Origin of the sequence: Agromyces sp. NPDC060279 (assembly GCF_042726785.1) — a bacterium.
In the GTDB taxonomy this organism is placed as follows: Bacteria; Actinomycetota; Actinomycetes; order Actinomycetales; family Microbacteriaceae; genus Agromyces.
Window position 1 is genome coordinate 89476 of sequence record NZ_JBHXBK010000007.1, and the last position, 16280, is coordinate 105755.

Here is a 16280-nt window from a genome sequence, read left to right on the forward strand (position 1 = left end):
CGAGACCGGGCGCGCGGCTAGCGCTGCGCCGTGGCGAGGCCGGCGTCGATCGAGGCATCCGAGGCCGCGTCCACGGCGGATGCTCCGGCCGAGGCATCCCGCCCGCCGCTGCGCCCGAGCGGCAGGAAGAACGCCGCGACGAGCGCGAGCACGAGCCCGGCCGAGCCGACGAGCACGGCCGGCACCGCGGCGTCCACGAAGCCGGTGGGGGTGAGCTCGCCGCCCGCGCCGGTGAAGACCGCGGTGAGCACCGCCACGCCGAGCGCGACGCCGACCTCGCGGAGGGTCGAGTTCGTGCCGGACGCCTTCGCGTGGTCATCCTCCGGCATGCCGGCGAGCACCGCCGTCGACATGGGCGCGAAGACGAGCGACATGCCGACCCCCGCCATCAGGAACGGGCCGATCAGGGCGCCGTAGGCGACGCCGGGGTCGAGCTCGAACGCGAGCCAGGCGAGCGCGGCGGCCTGCAGGGCGAGCCCGGCCACGATGAGGGTGCGGGTGCCGACGCGCGGGGCGAGCGCACCGGCGATCGGGGCGATGAACATCGGGGCGAGGGTCCACGGCATGGTCTGCACGCCCGCCTCGAGCGGCGTCGCGCCCTGCACGACCTGCAGGAACTGGATGAGCACGAACACCGAGCCGAACATGCCGAAGCTGAACCAGAAGCCGACGAGGTTCGCCGCCGTGAAGCCGCGGTTGCGGAAGAGGCGCAGCGGCAGCAGCGGTGCGGGCGCCCGCAGCTCCCAGGCGATGAACGCGGCGAGCAGCACGGCTCCGGCGGCGAGCGAGCCGAGCACCTCGGCGCTGTCCCAGCCCGCGTCGTTGCCGCGGACGATGCCGAACACGACGCCGAGCACGCCGAGACCGGCGAGCAGGATGCCGGGCACATCGATGCGCACCCGGGCGCCGAGGGCGTTCGGGAGGGCGGCGAGCGCGAGCGGGATGGCGATGACGCCGACGGGCACGTTCAGCCAGAAGATCGCCTCCCAGTTCCAGCCCTCGATGACGGCGCCGCCGACGAGCGGCCCGAGCGCGACGCCGAGGCCGGCCACGCCGCCCCAGATGCCGATCGCCATCGGGCGGCGGCGCTCGGGCACGCTGCCGGCGAGCAGGGTGAGCGAGAGCGGCATGATGCCGGCGGCGCCGACGCCCTGGACGGCGCGGCTCGCGATCACCATCCACGGCTCGGTGCTGAGGGCGACGAGGGCGCTGGCTGCGGTGAACACGGCGAGCGCGATGAGGAAGACGGTGCGCCGGCCGATGCGGTCGCCGAGCGCCGCGGCGCCGAGGATGAACGCCGCGAACGAGAGGGTGAAGGCGTTCACGAACCATTGCAGCTCCTCGATCGAGGCGCCGAGGTCGGCGGCCATCGCGGGGAGCGCGTTCGTGATGACGAGGTTGTCGAGCGTCGCCATGAACATCGGCAGGGATGCCGCGACGATCGCGAGCCAGACGGGGGTCCGGCGTGCGGTGGTGGACATTCGGGGCTCCTCGGGAGGCAGTGGACGACGATGGTGGTAATCGACTGATTACCTCACTGGAGCGACTGTAGTAATCGACTGATAACATGTCAAGCATGGTGTCGAAGACGGACCGGATCCCGGCGACCGAGCGCCGCGAACAGATCCTCGAGGCGGCCACTCGGGTCTTTGGCGAACTCGGCTACGCGGGCGCGACGACCGACCGGGTCGCGAAGGCGGCCGGCATCAGCCAGCCCTACGTCGTGCGCATGTTCGGCACGAAGGAGCAGCTCTTCATCGAGGTGCTCGAGCGCACCTGCGAGCTCATCGTCGCCGCCTTCGACCGCGCGGTCGCCGACGAGGCCTCCGACAAGCCCGTCGGCCCGCGCATCGGCGAGGCGTACGTGCACCTCGTCGAGACCGAGCGCGGGGTGCTGCTCGCCCTCATGCAGGGCTTCATCCTCGGCCACGACCCGAACATCGGGCCGGTCGCCCGGCGAGGCTTCCTGCGCATCTACGACCGCATGCGCGAGGTGATGACCCCCGACGAGGCGATGCGCTTCATGGCCCAGGGCATGCTCATCAACACGCTCATCGCCTCGAACCTCACCGTCCGCATCGACGAGGACGAGCGCGTCGACGAGCTCTTCGCCTGCACCTTCGGCGACAAGCTCGGCATCGTGCTCGAGGGGCTCTCCCGCTCGGCGTGAGCCGTGCGGCGTGAGCCGTGCGGCGTGAGCCGTGCGGCGTGAGCCGTGCGGCGTGAGCCCGCCCAGCTCAGGCGCGCAGCGCGTTCAGCTCCAGACCGACGGCGCCTCGGCGCGGGTCGCCGGCAGCGCGACATCCTGGCCCCAGCGCTCGATCCACTCGGGCAGCCCGTCGCCCGGTCCGGCGCCGAACGCCTCGACGACCTCGGCCATCGGCACCGTGCCGCCGGACTTCTTCAGGAACCGCCCGCGGATGAACCCCTGCGCGTAGATCTCCGGCCGGCCGTCGGCGCCCTTCTTCACGAAGCGCTGCTCGACGTAGACCGCCTTGTCGTCGAAGCCGAGCACGCGCGACTCGATCGTGAACCGCTCCCACAGCTGCAGCGACTTGCGGAACGTGATGGTCTCGCTCGCCACCACCGGGTACCAGCCCCGCTCGCGCATGATGCCCCAGACGCCGTTGCGCACGAGCATGTCGAAGCGCGCGACATCCATGATCGAGAAGTACACGCCGTTGTTCATGTGCCGGTTGATGTCGAGATCGGTCGGCAGCGTGATGAAGCGCGTGCGGGCCACGTCGTAGTGCCCGAGATCGGGCCGGCGCCGCGACAGGAACAGCACGTGGAGGAGCGTCCGGAAGAGCATGTGCATGAGCACCGAGCGTAGGCGGCTTCGCGCGGATGGCGCGGTCCGTTGAGGGTCGCCACAGCCCGGCGGCGGATGCCCCGGCCGGTGCTTGTGCGGATCCGCCAGTGCGGCCCCGAGCCCGCCTACTTCGCGGGCACGTGCCGCTCGTCGACCCCGTTGTACACCGACAGCGGGCGGATCAGCGCGTTCGAGGCGAGCTGCTCCATGACGTGCGCCGTCCAGCCGACGACGCGGCTCGCGACGAACAGCGGGGTGAAGGTCGGGGTGTCGAAGCCCATCAGGTGGTACGTCGGGCCGGCGGGGTAGTCCAGGTTCGGCTTGATGTTCTTGCGCTCCCCCATCGCCTGCTCGAGCGCCACGTAGACCTCGAGCAGCTCGGGGCGCTGGGAATGCTCGACCATCCGCTCCATCGCATCGCGCATGGTGGGCACCCGGGAGTCGCCGTTCTTGTAGACGCGGTGCCCGAAGCCCATGATCTTGCGCTTCTCGGCGAGCGCCGCGTCGAGCCAGGCGACGGCGCGCTCGGCGCCGCCCTCGCCCGGACCGATCTCGGCGAAGGCGTGCATGACGGCCTCGTTCGCGCCGCCGTGCAGCGGGCCCTTGAGTGCGCCGATGGCGCCCGTGACCGCGGAGTAGAGGTCGCTCAGGGTCGAGGCGATCACCCGGGCGGTGAACGTCGACGCGTTGAAGGAGTGCTCGGCGTACAGGATCATCGACACGTCGAAGGCGTTCACGACCGCGAGCTCGGGCGCCTCACCGAAGGTCTGCCAGAGGAAGTTCGCCGAGTAGCCGAGGTCATCGCGCGGCTCGACGAACTCGAGTCCGTGCCGGCGGCGCTGGTCGTAGGCCACGATCGAGGGCAGCTTCGCGAAGAGGCGCATCGCCTTGTCGAGGTTCGCCTCGGGAGTGTCGACGGGCGTTTCGGGGTCGCTCGCGCCGATCACGCTGACGGCGGTGCGCACGACGTCCATCGGGTGCGCCTCGAGCGGCAGCTCGTCGATGATGCGCTTCGTCTGGTGGTCGAGGCCGCGGTGCCGCCGCTCGAACTCCTCGAACGCGGCGAGCTCGGCATCGCTCGGCAGCTCGCCGTGCCACAGCAGGTACGCCACCTCCTCGAAGGTGCACTGCGCGGCGAGCTCCTGCACGGGGTACCCCCGGTACAGCAGTGAGTTCGACTCGGGGTTCACCTTCGAGATGGCGGTGTAGTCGACCGGCACCCCGGCCAGTCCCTTGAAGATCTGGGGTGCTGCGGTGTCCTGCTGCTCGGCCATGTGCGCTCCTTGTGGGATCGGTGGGGCACCCGCGCGTGCGGCAGCGGCGCCTCCTTCACCCTATGCCCGGCACGGCGCCGCCGGCAGCCATCCGCCCCGTCCCCCCCCTCCTCCCCCTCCGTCTCCCCTCCTTCCGGCAAGACGGCGGTATTTGCGGGTCGCGAGGCGTGCGAACCCGCAAATACTGCCGTCTTGGCCCCGCCTGCATCCCTCCTCCACAGGCCGGCCGCAGCGGAGCGGATGCCTCGGTTCGGGCGCAACCGAGGGATGAAGCCGTGTCCGTCGGCAGGATGGCCCGATGACCGCTCGCCGCCCGCTGCCTCCGCACCTCGCCGGCCGGCCGTTCGCGACGCGCGCGGCCCTCGACGCCGGGGTCTCCGCCGGGCGGATCCGTGCAGCCGATCTCGACGCCCCGACGTCCGGTGCGCGCGCGCCCCGCGGCGGCGATGCTGGGGATCGGCGCCGTGCCATCCTCCTCGCGCTCCGCGGGGACGCGTTCCTCTGCGGGGCATCCGCCGCCGCGGAGTACGAGCTTCCGCTGCCGTGGCGGCTCAACCCGATCATGGAGCTCGGCGTTCCGTGGCCGGCCAGGGCGCCGCGGCGCGCGGGCATCGTCGCCCGCTCGCTCCGGATCCAGCCGCACGAACTCGTGCGGGTCGACGGCGCGCGCACGACCTCGCCCGAGCGGACCTTCTGCGACCTCGCCGCCCGACTCACCGTGCCCGAACTCGTCGCGGTCGCCGATGCCCTGCCCCCGTCGCTCGACCTCGCGACGGCGGTCGAGCGGTACCCGGATGGCCGAATGCGCCCGAAGCTGTCCGCCGCCCTCGCCCTGCGGGACACCCGACGGGAGTCGCCGAAGGAATCGGAGCTCCTCGCACTGACGATCCTGGCGGGCTTGCCCACGCACCTCCCGCAGGCGGTCGTCGTCGACGAGGCCGGCCGCTTCGTCGCCCGCGTCGACGCGCTGTTCGACGAGTACGGCGAGATCCTCGAGTACCAGGGTGACCACCATCGCTCGGAGCTGCGGCAGTGGCGACGCGACCGCACCCGGGAGGCGGAGCTCGAGGCCCTCGGCTTTCACGTCACCGAGGTGACGCAGGCGGATCTCCGGCGACCGCGCGAGCTGATCACGCGGCTCGCGGCGACCCTGCGTCGCCGGGGGTGGTCGGGCACGCCGCGATTCTCGCGCTGGTTCCCCGTCCGTTGATCCCGCTCGCCGGCCCGCCCCTGGCCCCTGACCCCCCTGGCCCCTTACTCCCTGACCCTTGCCCCCCATACTCCCTGACCCCCTGACCCCCTTGCGGTCAGTATTTGCGGGTCTGGATCGAGCAGCACCCGCGAATAGTGACTTCTTGGGCTGCCGGGGAAGAGGCGGGGCGGGAGGGAGGGCGGGATCAGCGGGGGGTGTCGCCGACGGTGAAGTCGAAGACGCCGGAGTCGAAGCGGGTATAGCCCTCGTAGTCGATGAGCTCGTAGAGCTCCGCGCGGTGCTGCATGTCACCGAGCTTGCCCGTCAGCGCGCCCGCCGCCTCGAGCTCGTCGAGCCCGCGCATGGCGGCCCCCATCGCGAGGCGCAGCAGCGACACCGGCCAGATCACGAGGTTCATGCCCACGTCGCGCAGCTGCGCGACGGTGAAGAGCTCGCTCTTGCCGAACTCGGTCATGTTCGCGAGCAGCGGAACGTCGACCGCCTTCCGCACCGCCTCGAACTCGGCGAGCGAGCGCATCGCCTCGGGGAAGATCGCGTCGGCGCCCGCGTCGACGAGCGCCTTCGCGCGGTCGACCGCGGCCTGCGGCCCCTCGACGGCGGCGATGTCGGTGCGCGCCATGATCAGGAAGTTCGGGTCGCGACGGGCGTCGACGGCGGCGCGGATGCGCTGCAGCGCCGTGTGCTCGTCGACGACCTGCTTGCCGTCGAGGTGCCCGCAGCGCTTGGGGTTCACCTGGTCCTCGATGTGCAGGCCGGCGAGGCCCGCGTCCTCCATCTCCTGCACGGTGCGGGCCACGTTCATCGGCTCGCCGAAGCCCGTGTCCGCGTCGACGATGGCGGGCAGCTCCGTCATCCGGGCGATCTGCTTCGCACGCCCCGCGACCTCGCTGAGCGTCGTGAGGCCGATGTCGGGCAGGCCGAGATCGGCCGAGAGCACGGCGCCCGAGATGTAGACGCCCTCGAAGCCGCGCTGCTCGATGAGCCGCGCCGACAGGGGGTTGAACGCGCCGGGGAAGCGCAGCAGCTCGCCCGTGGCGAGCCGGGCGCGGAACGCTTGGCGCTTCACATGGGCGGGGGTGGTGGCGTAGAGCATCGGCTGACCTCCGTCAGAACAGTCCCGTGGGGATCGCGAGGCCGGCCAGGACGCCGGGGCCCGCGGTGATGGTGAGGCCGCCGAGCTCGTCGGGCGAGAGCTCGGGCAGGCGCTGGGCGAGCTCGAGGAAGCGCTCGATCTCGCCGGGCTCCAGCACGCCGTCGGCGAGCAGCCGGAACTTCTGCACGTACTGCTCGCGGGCGAACGGCCGGGCGCCGAGCGGATGCGCGTCGGCGACGGCGATCTCGTCGACGATCTCGCCGCCGTCGGCGAGCGTGATGACGACGCGGCCGCCGAAGGCCTTCTCGGCGATGTCGAGCGAGTGGTAGCGGCGGGTCCACTCGGCATCCTCGACCGTCGAGATCTTGCGCCAGAGCGCGACGGTCTCGGGCCGGTGCGCCCGCTCCGGGGAGTAGGAGTGCTCGTGGTGCCAGGCGCCGTCCTGCAGGGCGACCGCGAAGATGTACGGGATCGAGTGGTCGAGCGTCTCGCGCGAGGCGTCCGGGTCGTACTTCTGCGGATCGTTCGCGCCCGAGCCGATGACGTAGTGCGTGTGGTGCGAGGTGTGCAGCACGATCGACTCGATGCGCTCGGGGTCGTCGAGGATCAGCGGGTACGCCTCGTGCAGGCGGCGGGCGAGGTCGATCCAGGCCTGGGCCTGGTACTCGGCCGAGTGCTCCTTCGTGTAGGAGTCGAGGATGGCCCGCTTGGCCTCGCCGCGCTCGGGCAGGGGCACCTCGTAGGCGCCGTCGGGCCCGTCGAGGAGCCAGGCGATGACGCCGTCCTCGCCCTCGTAGATCGGCACGGGGCTCGTCTCGCCGCGCATGGCCCGGTCGACGGCCTCGATCGCCATCTTGCCGGCGAAGGCGGGGGCGTGCGCCTTCCAGCTGGAGATCTCGCCCTTGCGCGACTGGCGGGTCGCCGTCGTGGTGTGCAGCGCCTGGCCGATGGACTGGAAGATCGTCTCGCGGTCGAGGCCGAGCAGGGTGCCGATGCCGGCCGCGGCGCTCGGCCCGAGGTGGGCGACGTGGTCGATCTTGTGCTGGTGCAGGCTGATCGCCTTGGCGAGGTCGATCTGGATCTCGTAGCCGGTCGCGATGCCGCGCACGACGTCGCGGCCGGTGAGCCCGCGGGCGGAGGCGAGGTGCTGCGCCACGGCGACGATCGGCGGGATGTTGTCGCCCGGGTGCGAGTACTCGGCGGCGAGGAAGGTGTCGTGGTAGTCGAGCTCGCGCACGGCGACGCCGTTGGCCCACGCGGCCCACTCGGGGCTCGTGCGGCGGGCCGGGTCGGCGCCGAACACGGTCGCGCCCTCGCCGCCGATCGAGACCGGGTGGGCGAACGCCTGGCTGCGCGCCGAGACCACGGGGCGGCGGGTGAGGGATGCCGCGGCGACCGCCGCGTTGTCGATGACGCGGTTCACCACCATGTCGACGACGTCGGCGTCGAGCTCGACGGGGTCGGCGGCGAGCTCGGCGAGCTGCCAGGCGAGCTGGCCCTCGCGGGGCAGGTGCTCGTCGCTGCGGTGCGTGCGCAGGTGGTGCGTCTGCATCGGGGGTCCCTTCGGTGGTGCGGTCGGTGTCAGGCTACGCTCCGCCCGCCGATGGAGGCGAGGGCGTGACGAAGGCTCAGGTGCAGGTGGACGTGGGTGGCGTGGGCGGCGAGCGAGGCGTCGCCGTCGATGATCGCGTCGACGATGAGCAGGTGCTCGTCGGCGGCGCGGCGGAGCCGCTCGGGGTGGTGCCTGGCGAGCCGGCGCACGCGTGCGGAGTGCAGCCGGGCCCCGCGCAGTGCGGCCGTGAGCAGCGGGTTGCCGGCGGCGCGGTCGACGGCCTCGTCGAGCTCGGCGATCGCGGCGTAGTACTCGGTGAGCCCGTCGGCGCCGCCGTCGAGCCGCTCGGTGGCGGCGACGATGCGTCGGCGCACGGCGCGGAACGGGGCCGGGTCGCGGCGTTCGGCGGCGAGCCGGGCTGCACGTTCTTCGAGCGCCTCGCGCAGTTCGTAGAGCGCGGCGATGCTCTCGGGGCTGAGTTCGGCGACGACGAGCACGCGCGCCGAGGCGGCGGTGGCGAGGCCGTCGGCCTCGAGCCGGGCGAAGGCCTCGCGCACCGGGGTCCGCGAGACACCCAGCCGGGCCGCCTGCTCGACCTCGCCGAGCGGGGCGCCGGGGGCGAGCTCGCCGTCGAGGATCTCCTCGCGGAGCCGCTGGTACGCGCGTTCGCTGGCCCGCATCCGCACCTCCTCGCCTGATGTATACATTCCGACGCTATCACACGGATTCCTTCGCGATTTCTGCACGGAATGTATACATGCATCCGGCCCTCACCCACCCGCCGCATGGGACGATGGAAGGGATGAGCAGCGACACCATCGGCGCCCGGCGCGTCGCCGACCTCCGCCTCGAGTTCCCCGTGTTCCGCGACGGGGGCGAGCACGCGCCCGCCTACCTCGACTCCGCCGCGACCTCGCAACGGCCCGCCCGGGTGCTCGACGCCGAACGCGACTACCTCGAACACCACCTCGCCCCGGTGCACCGCGGCGCGAGCGCCGCCGTCGCCCGCTCCACGACGCTCTTCGAGGACGCCAGGGCCACCGTCGCCCGCTTCGTCGGGGCCGGCGAGCGCGAGCTGGTCTGGGCAGAGAACGCCACCGACGCGCTGAACATCGTCGCGCTCGGCATGGCGGATGCCTCCGCAGGGCTCGGCGGCGCCGAGGCATCCCGCTTCGCCCTCCAGCCGGGTGACGAGCTCGTCGTGACCGAGGCCGAGCACCACGCCAACCTCATCCCCTGGCAGCGGCTCGCCGCGCGCACCGGCGCCGTGCTGCGACCCGTCCGGGTCGACGATCGCGGGCTCTGGGGCCCGGCCGAGCTCGCCGCCGTGCTCTCGCCGCGCACCCGCGTCGTCGCGTTCGCCGAGGTTTCGAACGTCACCGGCTTCCTCGCCCCGGTGGCCGAGCTCGTCGCCCTCGTGCGCGAGCGCTCGCCCGAGGCGCTCGTCGTGCTCGACGCCTGCCAGTCGGTGCCGCACCGGCCGAGCGACCTCGCCGCGTCCGGCGTCGACTTCGCCGCGTTCTCCGGCCACAAGATGCTCGGCCCGAACGGCATCGGCGGCCTGTACGGCCGCGCCGAGCTGCTCGACGCGCTGCCCCCGGCACGCACCGGCGGCTCGACCATCACGCGGGTCACGCTCGAGCACGCCGAGTTCCTGCCGGCGCCGCACCGCTTCGAGGCGGGCACCCAGCCGGTGTCCCAGGTCGTCGCCCTCGCCGAGGCCGCCCGCTACCTCGACGAGCTCGGCATGGCCGAGGTCGCCCGGCACGAGTCCGCGCTCGCGGCCCGCATGGCCGAAGCCGTTGCGGCGCTTCCCGGCGTGCGCCTGATCGGTCCGCCGCCCGGCAAGGAGCGCGCGGGCCTCGTCTCCGTCGTCGTCGACGACGTGCACGCCCACGACGTCGGCCAGTACCTCGACGAGGCGGGCGTCGTCGTCCGCGTCGGGCACCACTGCGCGCAGCCGCTGCACCGGGCGCTCGGCGTCACCGCCACGACCCGGGCGAGCGCCCACGTCTACACGACGGAGGACGAGGTCGACCGCTTCATCGACGCCCTCGGCGGGGTGCGCCGCTTCTTCGGCGTCGCGGGCGCCGGCGAGCAGACGGGGGTCGTCGCGTGAGCGGGCTCGAAGGGCTGTACCAGCAGATCATCCTCGACCACTCGAAGGCGAGGCACGGCGACGGGCCGCTCGAGCACGCGGCCGCGGAGCACCACGAGTACAACCCGACCTGCGGCGACGAGCTGACCATGCGCATCCGCCTCGACGACGCGGGCGAGCGCATCGAGGAACTCGCCTGGCAGGGCGACGGCTGCAGCATCTCGATGGCCTCGGCCTCGGCGCTCGTCGACCTCATGGCCGGCCGCACCCTCGCGGAGGCGGGCGAGCGCATCGACGCCTTCCGCGCCATGCTGCGTTCGCAGGGCGCCGGGGAGCCCGACGAGGAGCTGCTCGAGGACGCGATCGCGTTCCACGGCGTCTCGAAGTACGTCATGCGGGTGAAGTGCGCGATGCTCTCCTGGGTCGCGCTCGAGGCCTGCCTCACCGAGGCGCGCGCCGCCTGAATCGAGCGTGCACTTCGGATACCAAATTGCACACCCGCACCGTTGACAAATAGTCGGCTTGCTGGGCTTAATGCCTTCAGGGCTTTTTTGGCATACCAAGCACGGGAGGGAGCTTCGATGCGGCTGCGGGCTAGGTTCTCGATTGCTCTGCTGCTCAGCTTCGTCTTCGCTGGAGGCTTCGGCGGCACCTACGCAGCCCTCGCGACGGCATCGAGCAGCACGGTCACCATCGCCGCACAGGCGAACTTCTGCGCGCGAGTGGTCGCAATCTCGAACACCGACGCATCAGAACGCGCTCAGCTCAATGCCACCGCGTACAACGGGTGCACGGCAGGATCCGTGTCCGCAAAGCCGTCCGGCTGGCTCGGGAGCAGTGTGGGGTTGAAGCGGCCGAACGGAACCCTCTGTTCATCAGCAGCGACCACCTACTCGACGGCGAAGACCGCGTACAAATCCAGCATGGCGTACTGGAACAGCAGCGCGTGCGGAACTCGAGTTCAGTTGTCCGCTGCAGGGATCGGCTACGCGTACAACGGTTCGGGCTATACCTCCCGATCCGTCCAGGCACCGTTCCAGGTGTATCCGTAGGAGACTCCGATGAAACAGCGAAGCAAACTCGTAGCGGCCGGCGCGGCGGTCCTTCTGGCGGGTGGGGCGCTCGGCTCGATCGCCGGTGTGGCGATCAGCGCATCGAACGCACCGGCCGAGGCCGCGAGCGCCAGCCCGCCGAGCGCCACCTCGCCCGCGGAGAGCGGCATCCCGACCGTGGAGCGGTTCGAGACGAACGCACGCGGGCAGACGCTCGGCGAGTACGGCGTCGGGCTCCATGAGGACCCATCCGCTACTCCCGATCTGCTCCGCGCCGTCGGGACGAACGGGCGGGAGGGATACATCCTCACGGTCGACGCGTTCGGAGCACCGGCGGGCTCACTGTCGGAAGCCGAGCGTGTGGCCGAACCCCGGGAGCGGGAGATCCCCGTCTACGAGGCCGACGGCGTGACGCAGATCGGCGTCTATATCGCGGACTACGGCCACTGAGCCGGCGGCACGGCGCGGCGCCTGCCCGAGGCTAGGCGAAGACGCCGCCGCCGGGCACCGGGGTCTCGAGCACACGACCCGGCAGGTCGAGCGGAACGTCGCGGATCTCGGGCGGGTTCCAGCGCGGGGAGCGGTCCTTGTCGATGACCCGGGCGCGGATGCCCTCGTGCAGATCGGGCTGGTCGAGGAACCAGCTGACCGCGCGGAACTCCTGCTCCAGCACGTCCTCGAGCGCGGGCAGCGTACGCGCCCGGCGGATCGAGGCGAGCGTCACGGCGAGCGCCGTCGGCGACAGGGTCTCGAGCTCGTCGGCGGCGGCCGCAGTGTCCTCGTGCCCGTGCTCGCGCAGCCGGCGCACGATCTCGGCGACCGTCGGTGCCGAGAAGCAGGCGTCGACCCAATCGCGTGCGAGCGCGAGCTTCGAGGGCTCCGGGGTCTCGTCGAAGAGCATGACGATCTCGGCGGGGCTGCCGGGGTCGGCGCGCTCGGCGAGCGCCTGCACGAGGTGGGAGAGCCGTTCCGAGGGCACGTACGCGTCGGCGAAGCCGGCGTAGAGGGCGTCGGCGGCGTCCATGGTGCGGGCGTTCAGGCCGAGGTGCACGCCGAGCTCGCCGGGCGCCTTCGCGAGCAGCCAACTGCCGCCGACGTCGGGGGTGAAGCCGATGCGGGTCTCGGGCATCGCGATGCGGGAGCGCTCGGTGACGATGCGGATCGCGGCGTGCCCGGCGAGGCCGATGCCGCCGCCCATCGTGATGCCGTCCATGATGGCGACGACCGGCTTCGGGTAGCGGGCGATCGCGGCATCCAGCCGGTACTCCGTGCGGAAGAAGGCACGGGCCTCCTCGTGCGCGTCACTCGTCGCGTAGCCGTAGAGCTCGCGGATGTCGCCGCCGGCGCAGAAGCCGCGCTCCCCCGCGCCGTCGAGGACGACCAGGCCGACCTCGGTGTCGCGCCGCCACGCCTCGAGCACGCCGGAGAGCTCGCGCACCATCTCGAAGGAGAGGGCGTTGATGGCCTCGGGCCGATCGAGCGTCAGGTGGCCGACGCCGTCGGCGACCGTGGCGGAGATGTGGGGGCTCACACCGCCACGCTAGCGGAGTAGCATCCTCGCATGGTCCCCGCCGCCAACCTCTGGGCCTTCGTGGCCGCCTCGGTCGTGCTCATCGTCGTGCCCGGCCCGAGCGTGCTCTTCGTGATCGGCCGCTCGCTCGCGCTCGGCCGGGTCGGCGGGCTGCTGAGCGTCGTCGGCAACGCGCTCGGCATGATCCCGCTCGTCGCGGCCGTCGCGCTCGGGGTCGGCGTCGTCGTGGCGCAGTCGGTGGTGCTGTTCACGATCGTGAAGATCGTCGGCGCGCTGTACCTGGCCTACCTGGGCGTGCAGGCGATCCGGCACCGGAGGGATGCCTCGGCGGCGATCGCCGGCCGGGTGGCGCGGCGTTCGCCGTGGCGGCTGCTCGGCGAGGGCTTCCTCGTGGGCGTGACGAACCCGAAGACGATCGCGTTCTTCGTGGCGGTGCTGCCGCAGTTCGTCGACTTCGGCGCGGGCGCGATCCCGCTGCAGCTCGCGACGCTGGGCGTCGTGTTCGTGGTGCTCGCGCTCGCGTGCGACTCGGTGTGGGCGCTCGCGGCGGGCTCGGCGCGCGACTGGTTCGCCCGCTCGCCGAAGCGCGCCGAGCACCTCGCGACGACCGGCGGCGTGATGATGATCGGCCTCGGCGGCGTGCTCGCCCTGAGCGGCAGCAAGCACTAGCCGGCCGCGCCGTCGTACCGCCGCGCGAAGTCGCACGAACGGTCCCAGCGCCGGGCCGGAGTCGACGGTTCGGGCGACTCCGCATCGTGGAGTCGCGCGAACGGAGGCCCGGACGGCCCGGGAAGGGCGGTTCGGGCGACTTCGCGTCGGCGCCGGCAGCCGCGCGGCGCCGGCAGGCGCGCGCCTCAGCCCGCGTCGGCGGGGTTGACGTCGGTGCCGATCAGGATGCCTCGGGCCAGCCCGTGGAAGAAGCAGTTGAAGCCGAGCACGGCGGGCGTCGTGACGGCGGGGTCGAGGTCGAGGTGCGCCACGTCGAGCGCGTGCACGGCGAAGAAGTAGCGGTGCACGCCGCTGCCGGCGGGCGGCCCGGATCCCCGGTACCGCGGCTCGCGGTTCTCGTTCTGCAGCACGAGCGCCCCCTCGGGCAGCGCGCCCGTGGCGAGTGCGTCGGGCGCCCCGGCCCCCGCGGCGAGGCTCGTCACCGAGGCCGGGATGTTCGCGACCGCCCAGTGCCACCAGCCGGAGCCCGTCGGGGCGTCGGCGTCGAAGCAGGTCACGGCGAAGCTCTTCGTCTCGGCAGGGAAGCCCGACCAGCTGAGCTGCGGCGACACGTCGCCGCCCCCGCGGCCGGCCCCGCGCTGCGCCTCGGCGAGCGGTTGCCCCGGCGCGAGGTCCTCGCTCGTCAGGGCGAAGGAGCCCATCGGCCGCAGCTTCTGCAGCTGCTCGTACGGGTCGAAATCGAACATCTCTGTCCTTCCCTCGTTCGCCGGGCCGCCGTTCGATCCACGCGGAGGCGCCGGCATCCGGTCCTCCGCCCAGCCTACGTCGCGGGCCCACGTAGGATTTCGGGGTGGCCGTCGCCAAGATCCTGCTGTACTACGTGTTCACCCCCATCGCCGACCCCGAGGCGATCCGCCTCTGGCAGCGCGACCTCGCCGAATCGCTCGGGCTGCGCGGCCGGCTGCTGATCTCGGGCGACGGGCTGAACGGCACGCTCGGCGGCGAGCTCGGCGCACTGAAGCGCTACGTGCGCAAGACGCGCGAGTACGCGCCGTTCCGCGGCATCGACTTCAAGTGGAGCGAGGGCACCGGCCTCGACGAGGCGGGCGGCAGCCTCGACTTCCCGAAGCTCAGCGTGCGGGTGCGCGAGGAGATCGTCTCCTTCGGCGCCCCGGGCGAGCTCGTCGTCGACGCGGCGGGCGTGGTCGGCGGCGGCATCCGGCTCGACCCTGAGGCGCTGCACGAGCTCGTCGCCGAGCGCGGCGACGAGGTGGTCTTCTTCGACGGCCGCAACGCGCTCGAGGCGGAGATCGGCCGCTTCCGCGGGGCGGTCGTGCCGGACACGGAGACGACGCGGGACTTCGTGGAGCTGCTCGACCGCGGCGACTTCGACCATCTGAAGGGCCGCCCGGTCGTCACCTACTGCACGGGCGGCATCCGCTGCGAGGTGCTGTCTGGGCTGATGGCGAGCCGCGGCTTCGGCGAGGTGTACCAGCTCGAGGGCGGCATCGTCCGCTACGGCGAGCGCTTCGGCGACGACGGGCTGTGGCAGGGCTCGCTGTACGTTTTCGACGGGCGCGGCTCGGTGGACTTCAGCGATCACGCCGAGGTGATCGGTCGCTGCGCGGGCTGCGGCGCCGCGACGAAGCGCACGGCGAACTGCCCGGATGCCTCGTGCCGGCAGCAGTCCGTGGTGTGCGAGGGGTGCACGGCGGTCCCCTGCGCGGTGCACGCCGGGGTTTGAGATTCGCGTCGAATTAAGGTTAGCCTCACCTTAGTCGACGCGACGAGGGGTCGGCATCCCACTGCACACTCCTACGAACGGGGACTTCCGCATGCCCAGACGTCAGTCGATCTTCGCCGCCGCCGGGGCGCTCGCCGCCGCGAGCCTCCTCCTCGCCGGCTGCGCGAGCGGCACGGCCGAGGCCGAACCGAGCACCGCCGCCGCCACCTCGGTCACGATCGAGGACAACCACGGCGAGGTCGAGGTGCCCGTGAACCCGAAGCGCGTCGTGGCCCTCGACAACCACGTGTTCGAGACCCTGTCCGCCTGGGACATCCCGCTCGCCGCGGCCCCCAAGGGCGTCATGGGCACCGACATCTGGCCCGAGTACACCGGCGACGAGGCGGTGCTCGACGTGGGCGCGCACTTCGAGCCCAACCTCGAATCGATCGTCGCGGCGCAGCCCGAGCTCATCATCGGCGGCTACCGCTTCGCCGAGTCCTACGACCAGATCGTGAGCCAGAACCCCGACGCCGCCGTCATCGAGATCGCGCCGCGCGAGGGCGAGGACCCCGCCGCCGAGCTCGTGCGCCAGGTCGAGATCCTCGGCCAGATCTTCAACCACGAGGCCGAGGCGGCGGAGATCGTCGCCGACTTCGAGCAGTCGATCGCCGAGGCCAAGGAGGCCTACGACGGCAGCTCCTCGGTCGTCAGCCTGATGACCTCGGGCGGCGAGATCTCCTATATCGCCCCGGTCACGGGCCGCGGCCTCGGCATGCTCTACCCGGCACTCGGCCTGAAGCCCGGCATCGAGCAGGCCGCCGACGACACCTCGCACGGCGACGACATCAGCGTCGAGGCGATCGCCGCGGCGAACCCCGACTGGATCGTCGTGATCGACCGCGAGGGCGCCATGACCGATGCCGAGGGCTACGTGCCCGCCAAGCAGCTCATCGAGGGCTCGGAGGCGCTCGCCAACGTGACCGCCGTGAAGCGCGGCCAGGTCGTCTACGTGGACCCGGCGTTCTACCTCCGCGAGGACATCCAGACCTACACCGGGGTCTACGAGCAGCTCGCGAAGGCGTTCGGGGCGGCATCCTGAGCCTCGACACGTCCCACGCCCGGGCGGCAGACCCCGCCGCCCGGCCGGAGGGGGGGGGCGGTTCGGGGGGGGGGGGCCCCCGTGCCCCCCCTCCCCCCCCCGCCCCCCCCACCACCCCCGCCCCCCCCACACCCCCCCCCCCTGGAGGGGGGAGAAAAGCG

Annotated in this window: 17 protein-coding genes; 9 read left to right on the forward strand and 8 right to left on the reverse strand. The window is 72.3% G+C overall.

Translation table 11 applies throughout. From position 1 onward, the window contains the following. Window positions 1-17: 17 nt before the first annotated feature. Window positions 18-1481, reverse strand: a complete 1464-nt coding sequence (locus tag ACFWE1_RS15960; RefSeq protein ID WP_376934391.1) for a DHA2 family efflux MFS transporter permease subunit — start codon at window positions 1479-1481, stop codon at window positions 18-20. Between the two features lie 86 nt (window positions 1482-1567). On the opposite strand from ACFWE1_RS15960, the gene ACFWE1_RS15965 reads away from it, so the two are divergent. Then, the gene (locus ACFWE1_RS15965) at window positions 1568-2170 is read left to right on the forward strand and encodes a TetR/AcrR family transcriptional regulator (RefSeq protein WP_376934392.1); all 603 of its coding nucleotides are present in this window, start codon (window positions 1568-1570) and stop codon (window positions 2168-2170) included. An 84-nt stretch (window positions 2171-2254) separates the two neighbouring features. Here ACFWE1_RS15965 and ACFWE1_RS15970 read toward each other — a convergent pair whose 3' ends face one another. Further along, window positions 2255-2818 carry a thioesterase family protein gene (locus ACFWE1_RS15970; protein ID WP_189085228.1) on the reverse strand — a complete coding sequence of 188 codons (564 nt, stop codon included), beginning with the start codon at window positions 2816-2818 and terminating at the stop codon, window positions 2255-2257. A gap of 119 nt (window positions 2819-2937) precedes the next feature. Beyond that, a complete protein-coding gene (locus ACFWE1_RS15975) occupies window positions 2938-4086 on the reverse strand; it encodes a bifunctional 2-methylcitrate synthase/citrate synthase (protein ID WP_376934393.1) in 1149 nt (382 codons plus the stop codon). A 298-nt stretch (window positions 4087-4384) separates the two neighbouring features. On the opposite strand from ACFWE1_RS15975, the gene ACFWE1_RS15980 reads away from it, so the two are divergent. Then, complete coding sequence (locus ACFWE1_RS15980) at window positions 4385-5296, forward strand: hypothetical protein (RefSeq protein ID WP_376934394.1); 912 nt, start codon at window positions 4385-4387, stop codon at window positions 5294-5296. Between the two features lie 187 nt (window positions 5297-5483). On the opposite strand, the gene prpB is transcribed toward ACFWE1_RS15980, so the two are convergent. Genes prpB through ACFWE1_RS15995 form a run of 3 tightly spaced genes read right to left on the reverse strand, consistent with a single transcriptional unit; the run spans window position 5484 to window position 8624 of the window. Further along, the gene (gene prpB / locus ACFWE1_RS15985) at window positions 5484-6392 is read right to left on the reverse strand and encodes a methylisocitrate lyase (RefSeq protein ID WP_376934395.1); all 909 of its coding nucleotides are present in this window, start codon (window positions 6390-6392) and stop codon (window positions 5484-5486) included. A gap of 13 nt (window positions 6393-6405) precedes the next feature. Further along, on the reverse strand, window positions 6406-7944 hold the full coding sequence (locus ACFWE1_RS15990) for an MmgE/PrpD family protein (RefSeq protein WP_376934396.1): 1539 nt from the start codon (window positions 7942-7944) through the stop codon (window positions 6406-6408). Window positions 7945-7973: 29 nt separating this feature from the next. Next, the gene (locus ACFWE1_RS15995) at window positions 7974-8624 is read right to left on the reverse strand and encodes a GntR family transcriptional regulator (protein WP_376934397.1); all 651 of its coding nucleotides are present in this window, start codon (window positions 8622-8624) and stop codon (window positions 7974-7976) included. 122 nt (window positions 8625-8746) lie between these two features. On the opposite strand from ACFWE1_RS15995, the gene ACFWE1_RS16000 reads away from it, so the two are divergent. From ACFWE1_RS16000 to ACFWE1_RS16015, 4 genes are all read left to right on the forward strand, one after another. Further along, window positions 8747-10063 (forward strand): aminotransferase class V-fold PLP-dependent enzyme, encoded by a 1317-nt coding sequence (locus ACFWE1_RS16000; RefSeq protein WP_376934398.1) that lies wholly within the window; start codon window positions 8747-8749, stop codon window positions 10061-10063. Further along, a complete protein-coding gene (sufU, locus tag ACFWE1_RS16005) occupies window positions 10060-10506 on the forward strand; it encodes a Fe-S cluster assembly sulfur transfer protein SufU (protein ID WP_376934399.1) in 447 nt (148 codons plus the stop codon). Before ACFWE1_RS16000 ends, sufU begins: the two co-directional genes overlap by 4 nt. 117 nt (window positions 10507-10623) lie before the next feature. After that, window positions 10624-11094, forward strand: coding sequence for a hypothetical protein (locus ACFWE1_RS16010; RefSeq protein ID WP_376934400.1), 471 nt, complete (start codon window positions 10624-10626; stop codon window positions 11092-11094). 9 nt (window positions 11095-11103) lie between these two features. Next, window positions 11104-11544, forward strand: a complete 441-nt coding sequence (locus tag ACFWE1_RS16015; RefSeq protein WP_376934401.1) for a hypothetical protein — start codon at window positions 11104-11106, stop codon at window positions 11542-11544. Between the two features lie 31 nt (window positions 11545-11575). On the opposite strand, the gene ACFWE1_RS16020 is transcribed toward ACFWE1_RS16015, so the two are convergent. Then, window positions 11576-12625: an enoyl-CoA hydratase/isomerase family protein gene (locus ACFWE1_RS16020; RefSeq protein ID WP_376934402.1), complete on the reverse strand. Its 1050-nt coding sequence runs from the start codon at window positions 12623-12625 to the stop codon at window positions 11576-11578. A gap of 30 nt (window positions 12626-12655) precedes the next feature. On the opposite strand from ACFWE1_RS16020, the gene ACFWE1_RS16025 reads away from it, so the two are divergent. Further along, entirely contained in the window at window positions 12656-13294 is a 639-nt protein-coding gene (locus ACFWE1_RS16025; protein ID WP_376934403.1) for a LysE family translocator, read from the forward strand. Between the two features lie 185 nt (window positions 13295-13479). On the opposite strand, the gene ACFWE1_RS16030 is transcribed toward ACFWE1_RS16025, so the two are convergent. Then, window positions 13480-14040 (reverse strand): YbhB/YbcL family Raf kinase inhibitor-like protein, encoded by a 561-nt coding sequence (locus ACFWE1_RS16030; protein ID WP_230765428.1) that lies wholly within the window; start codon window positions 14038-14040, stop codon window positions 13480-13482. 104 nt (window positions 14041-14144) lie between these two features. Here ACFWE1_RS16030 and ACFWE1_RS16035 point away from each other — a divergent pair, with 104 nt between their 5' ends. Then, complete coding sequence (locus ACFWE1_RS16035) at window positions 14145-15038, forward strand: rhodanese-related sulfurtransferase (protein ID WP_376934404.1); 894 nt, start codon at window positions 14145-14147, stop codon at window positions 15036-15038. Window positions 15039-15129: 91 nt separating this feature from the next. Then, window positions 15130-16119 carry a siderophore ABC transporter substrate-binding protein gene (locus ACFWE1_RS16040; RefSeq protein WP_376934405.1) on the forward strand — a complete coding sequence of 330 codons (990 nt, stop codon included), beginning with the start codon at window positions 15130-15132 and terminating at the stop codon, window positions 16117-16119. Window positions 16120-16280: the final 161 nt, after the last annotated feature.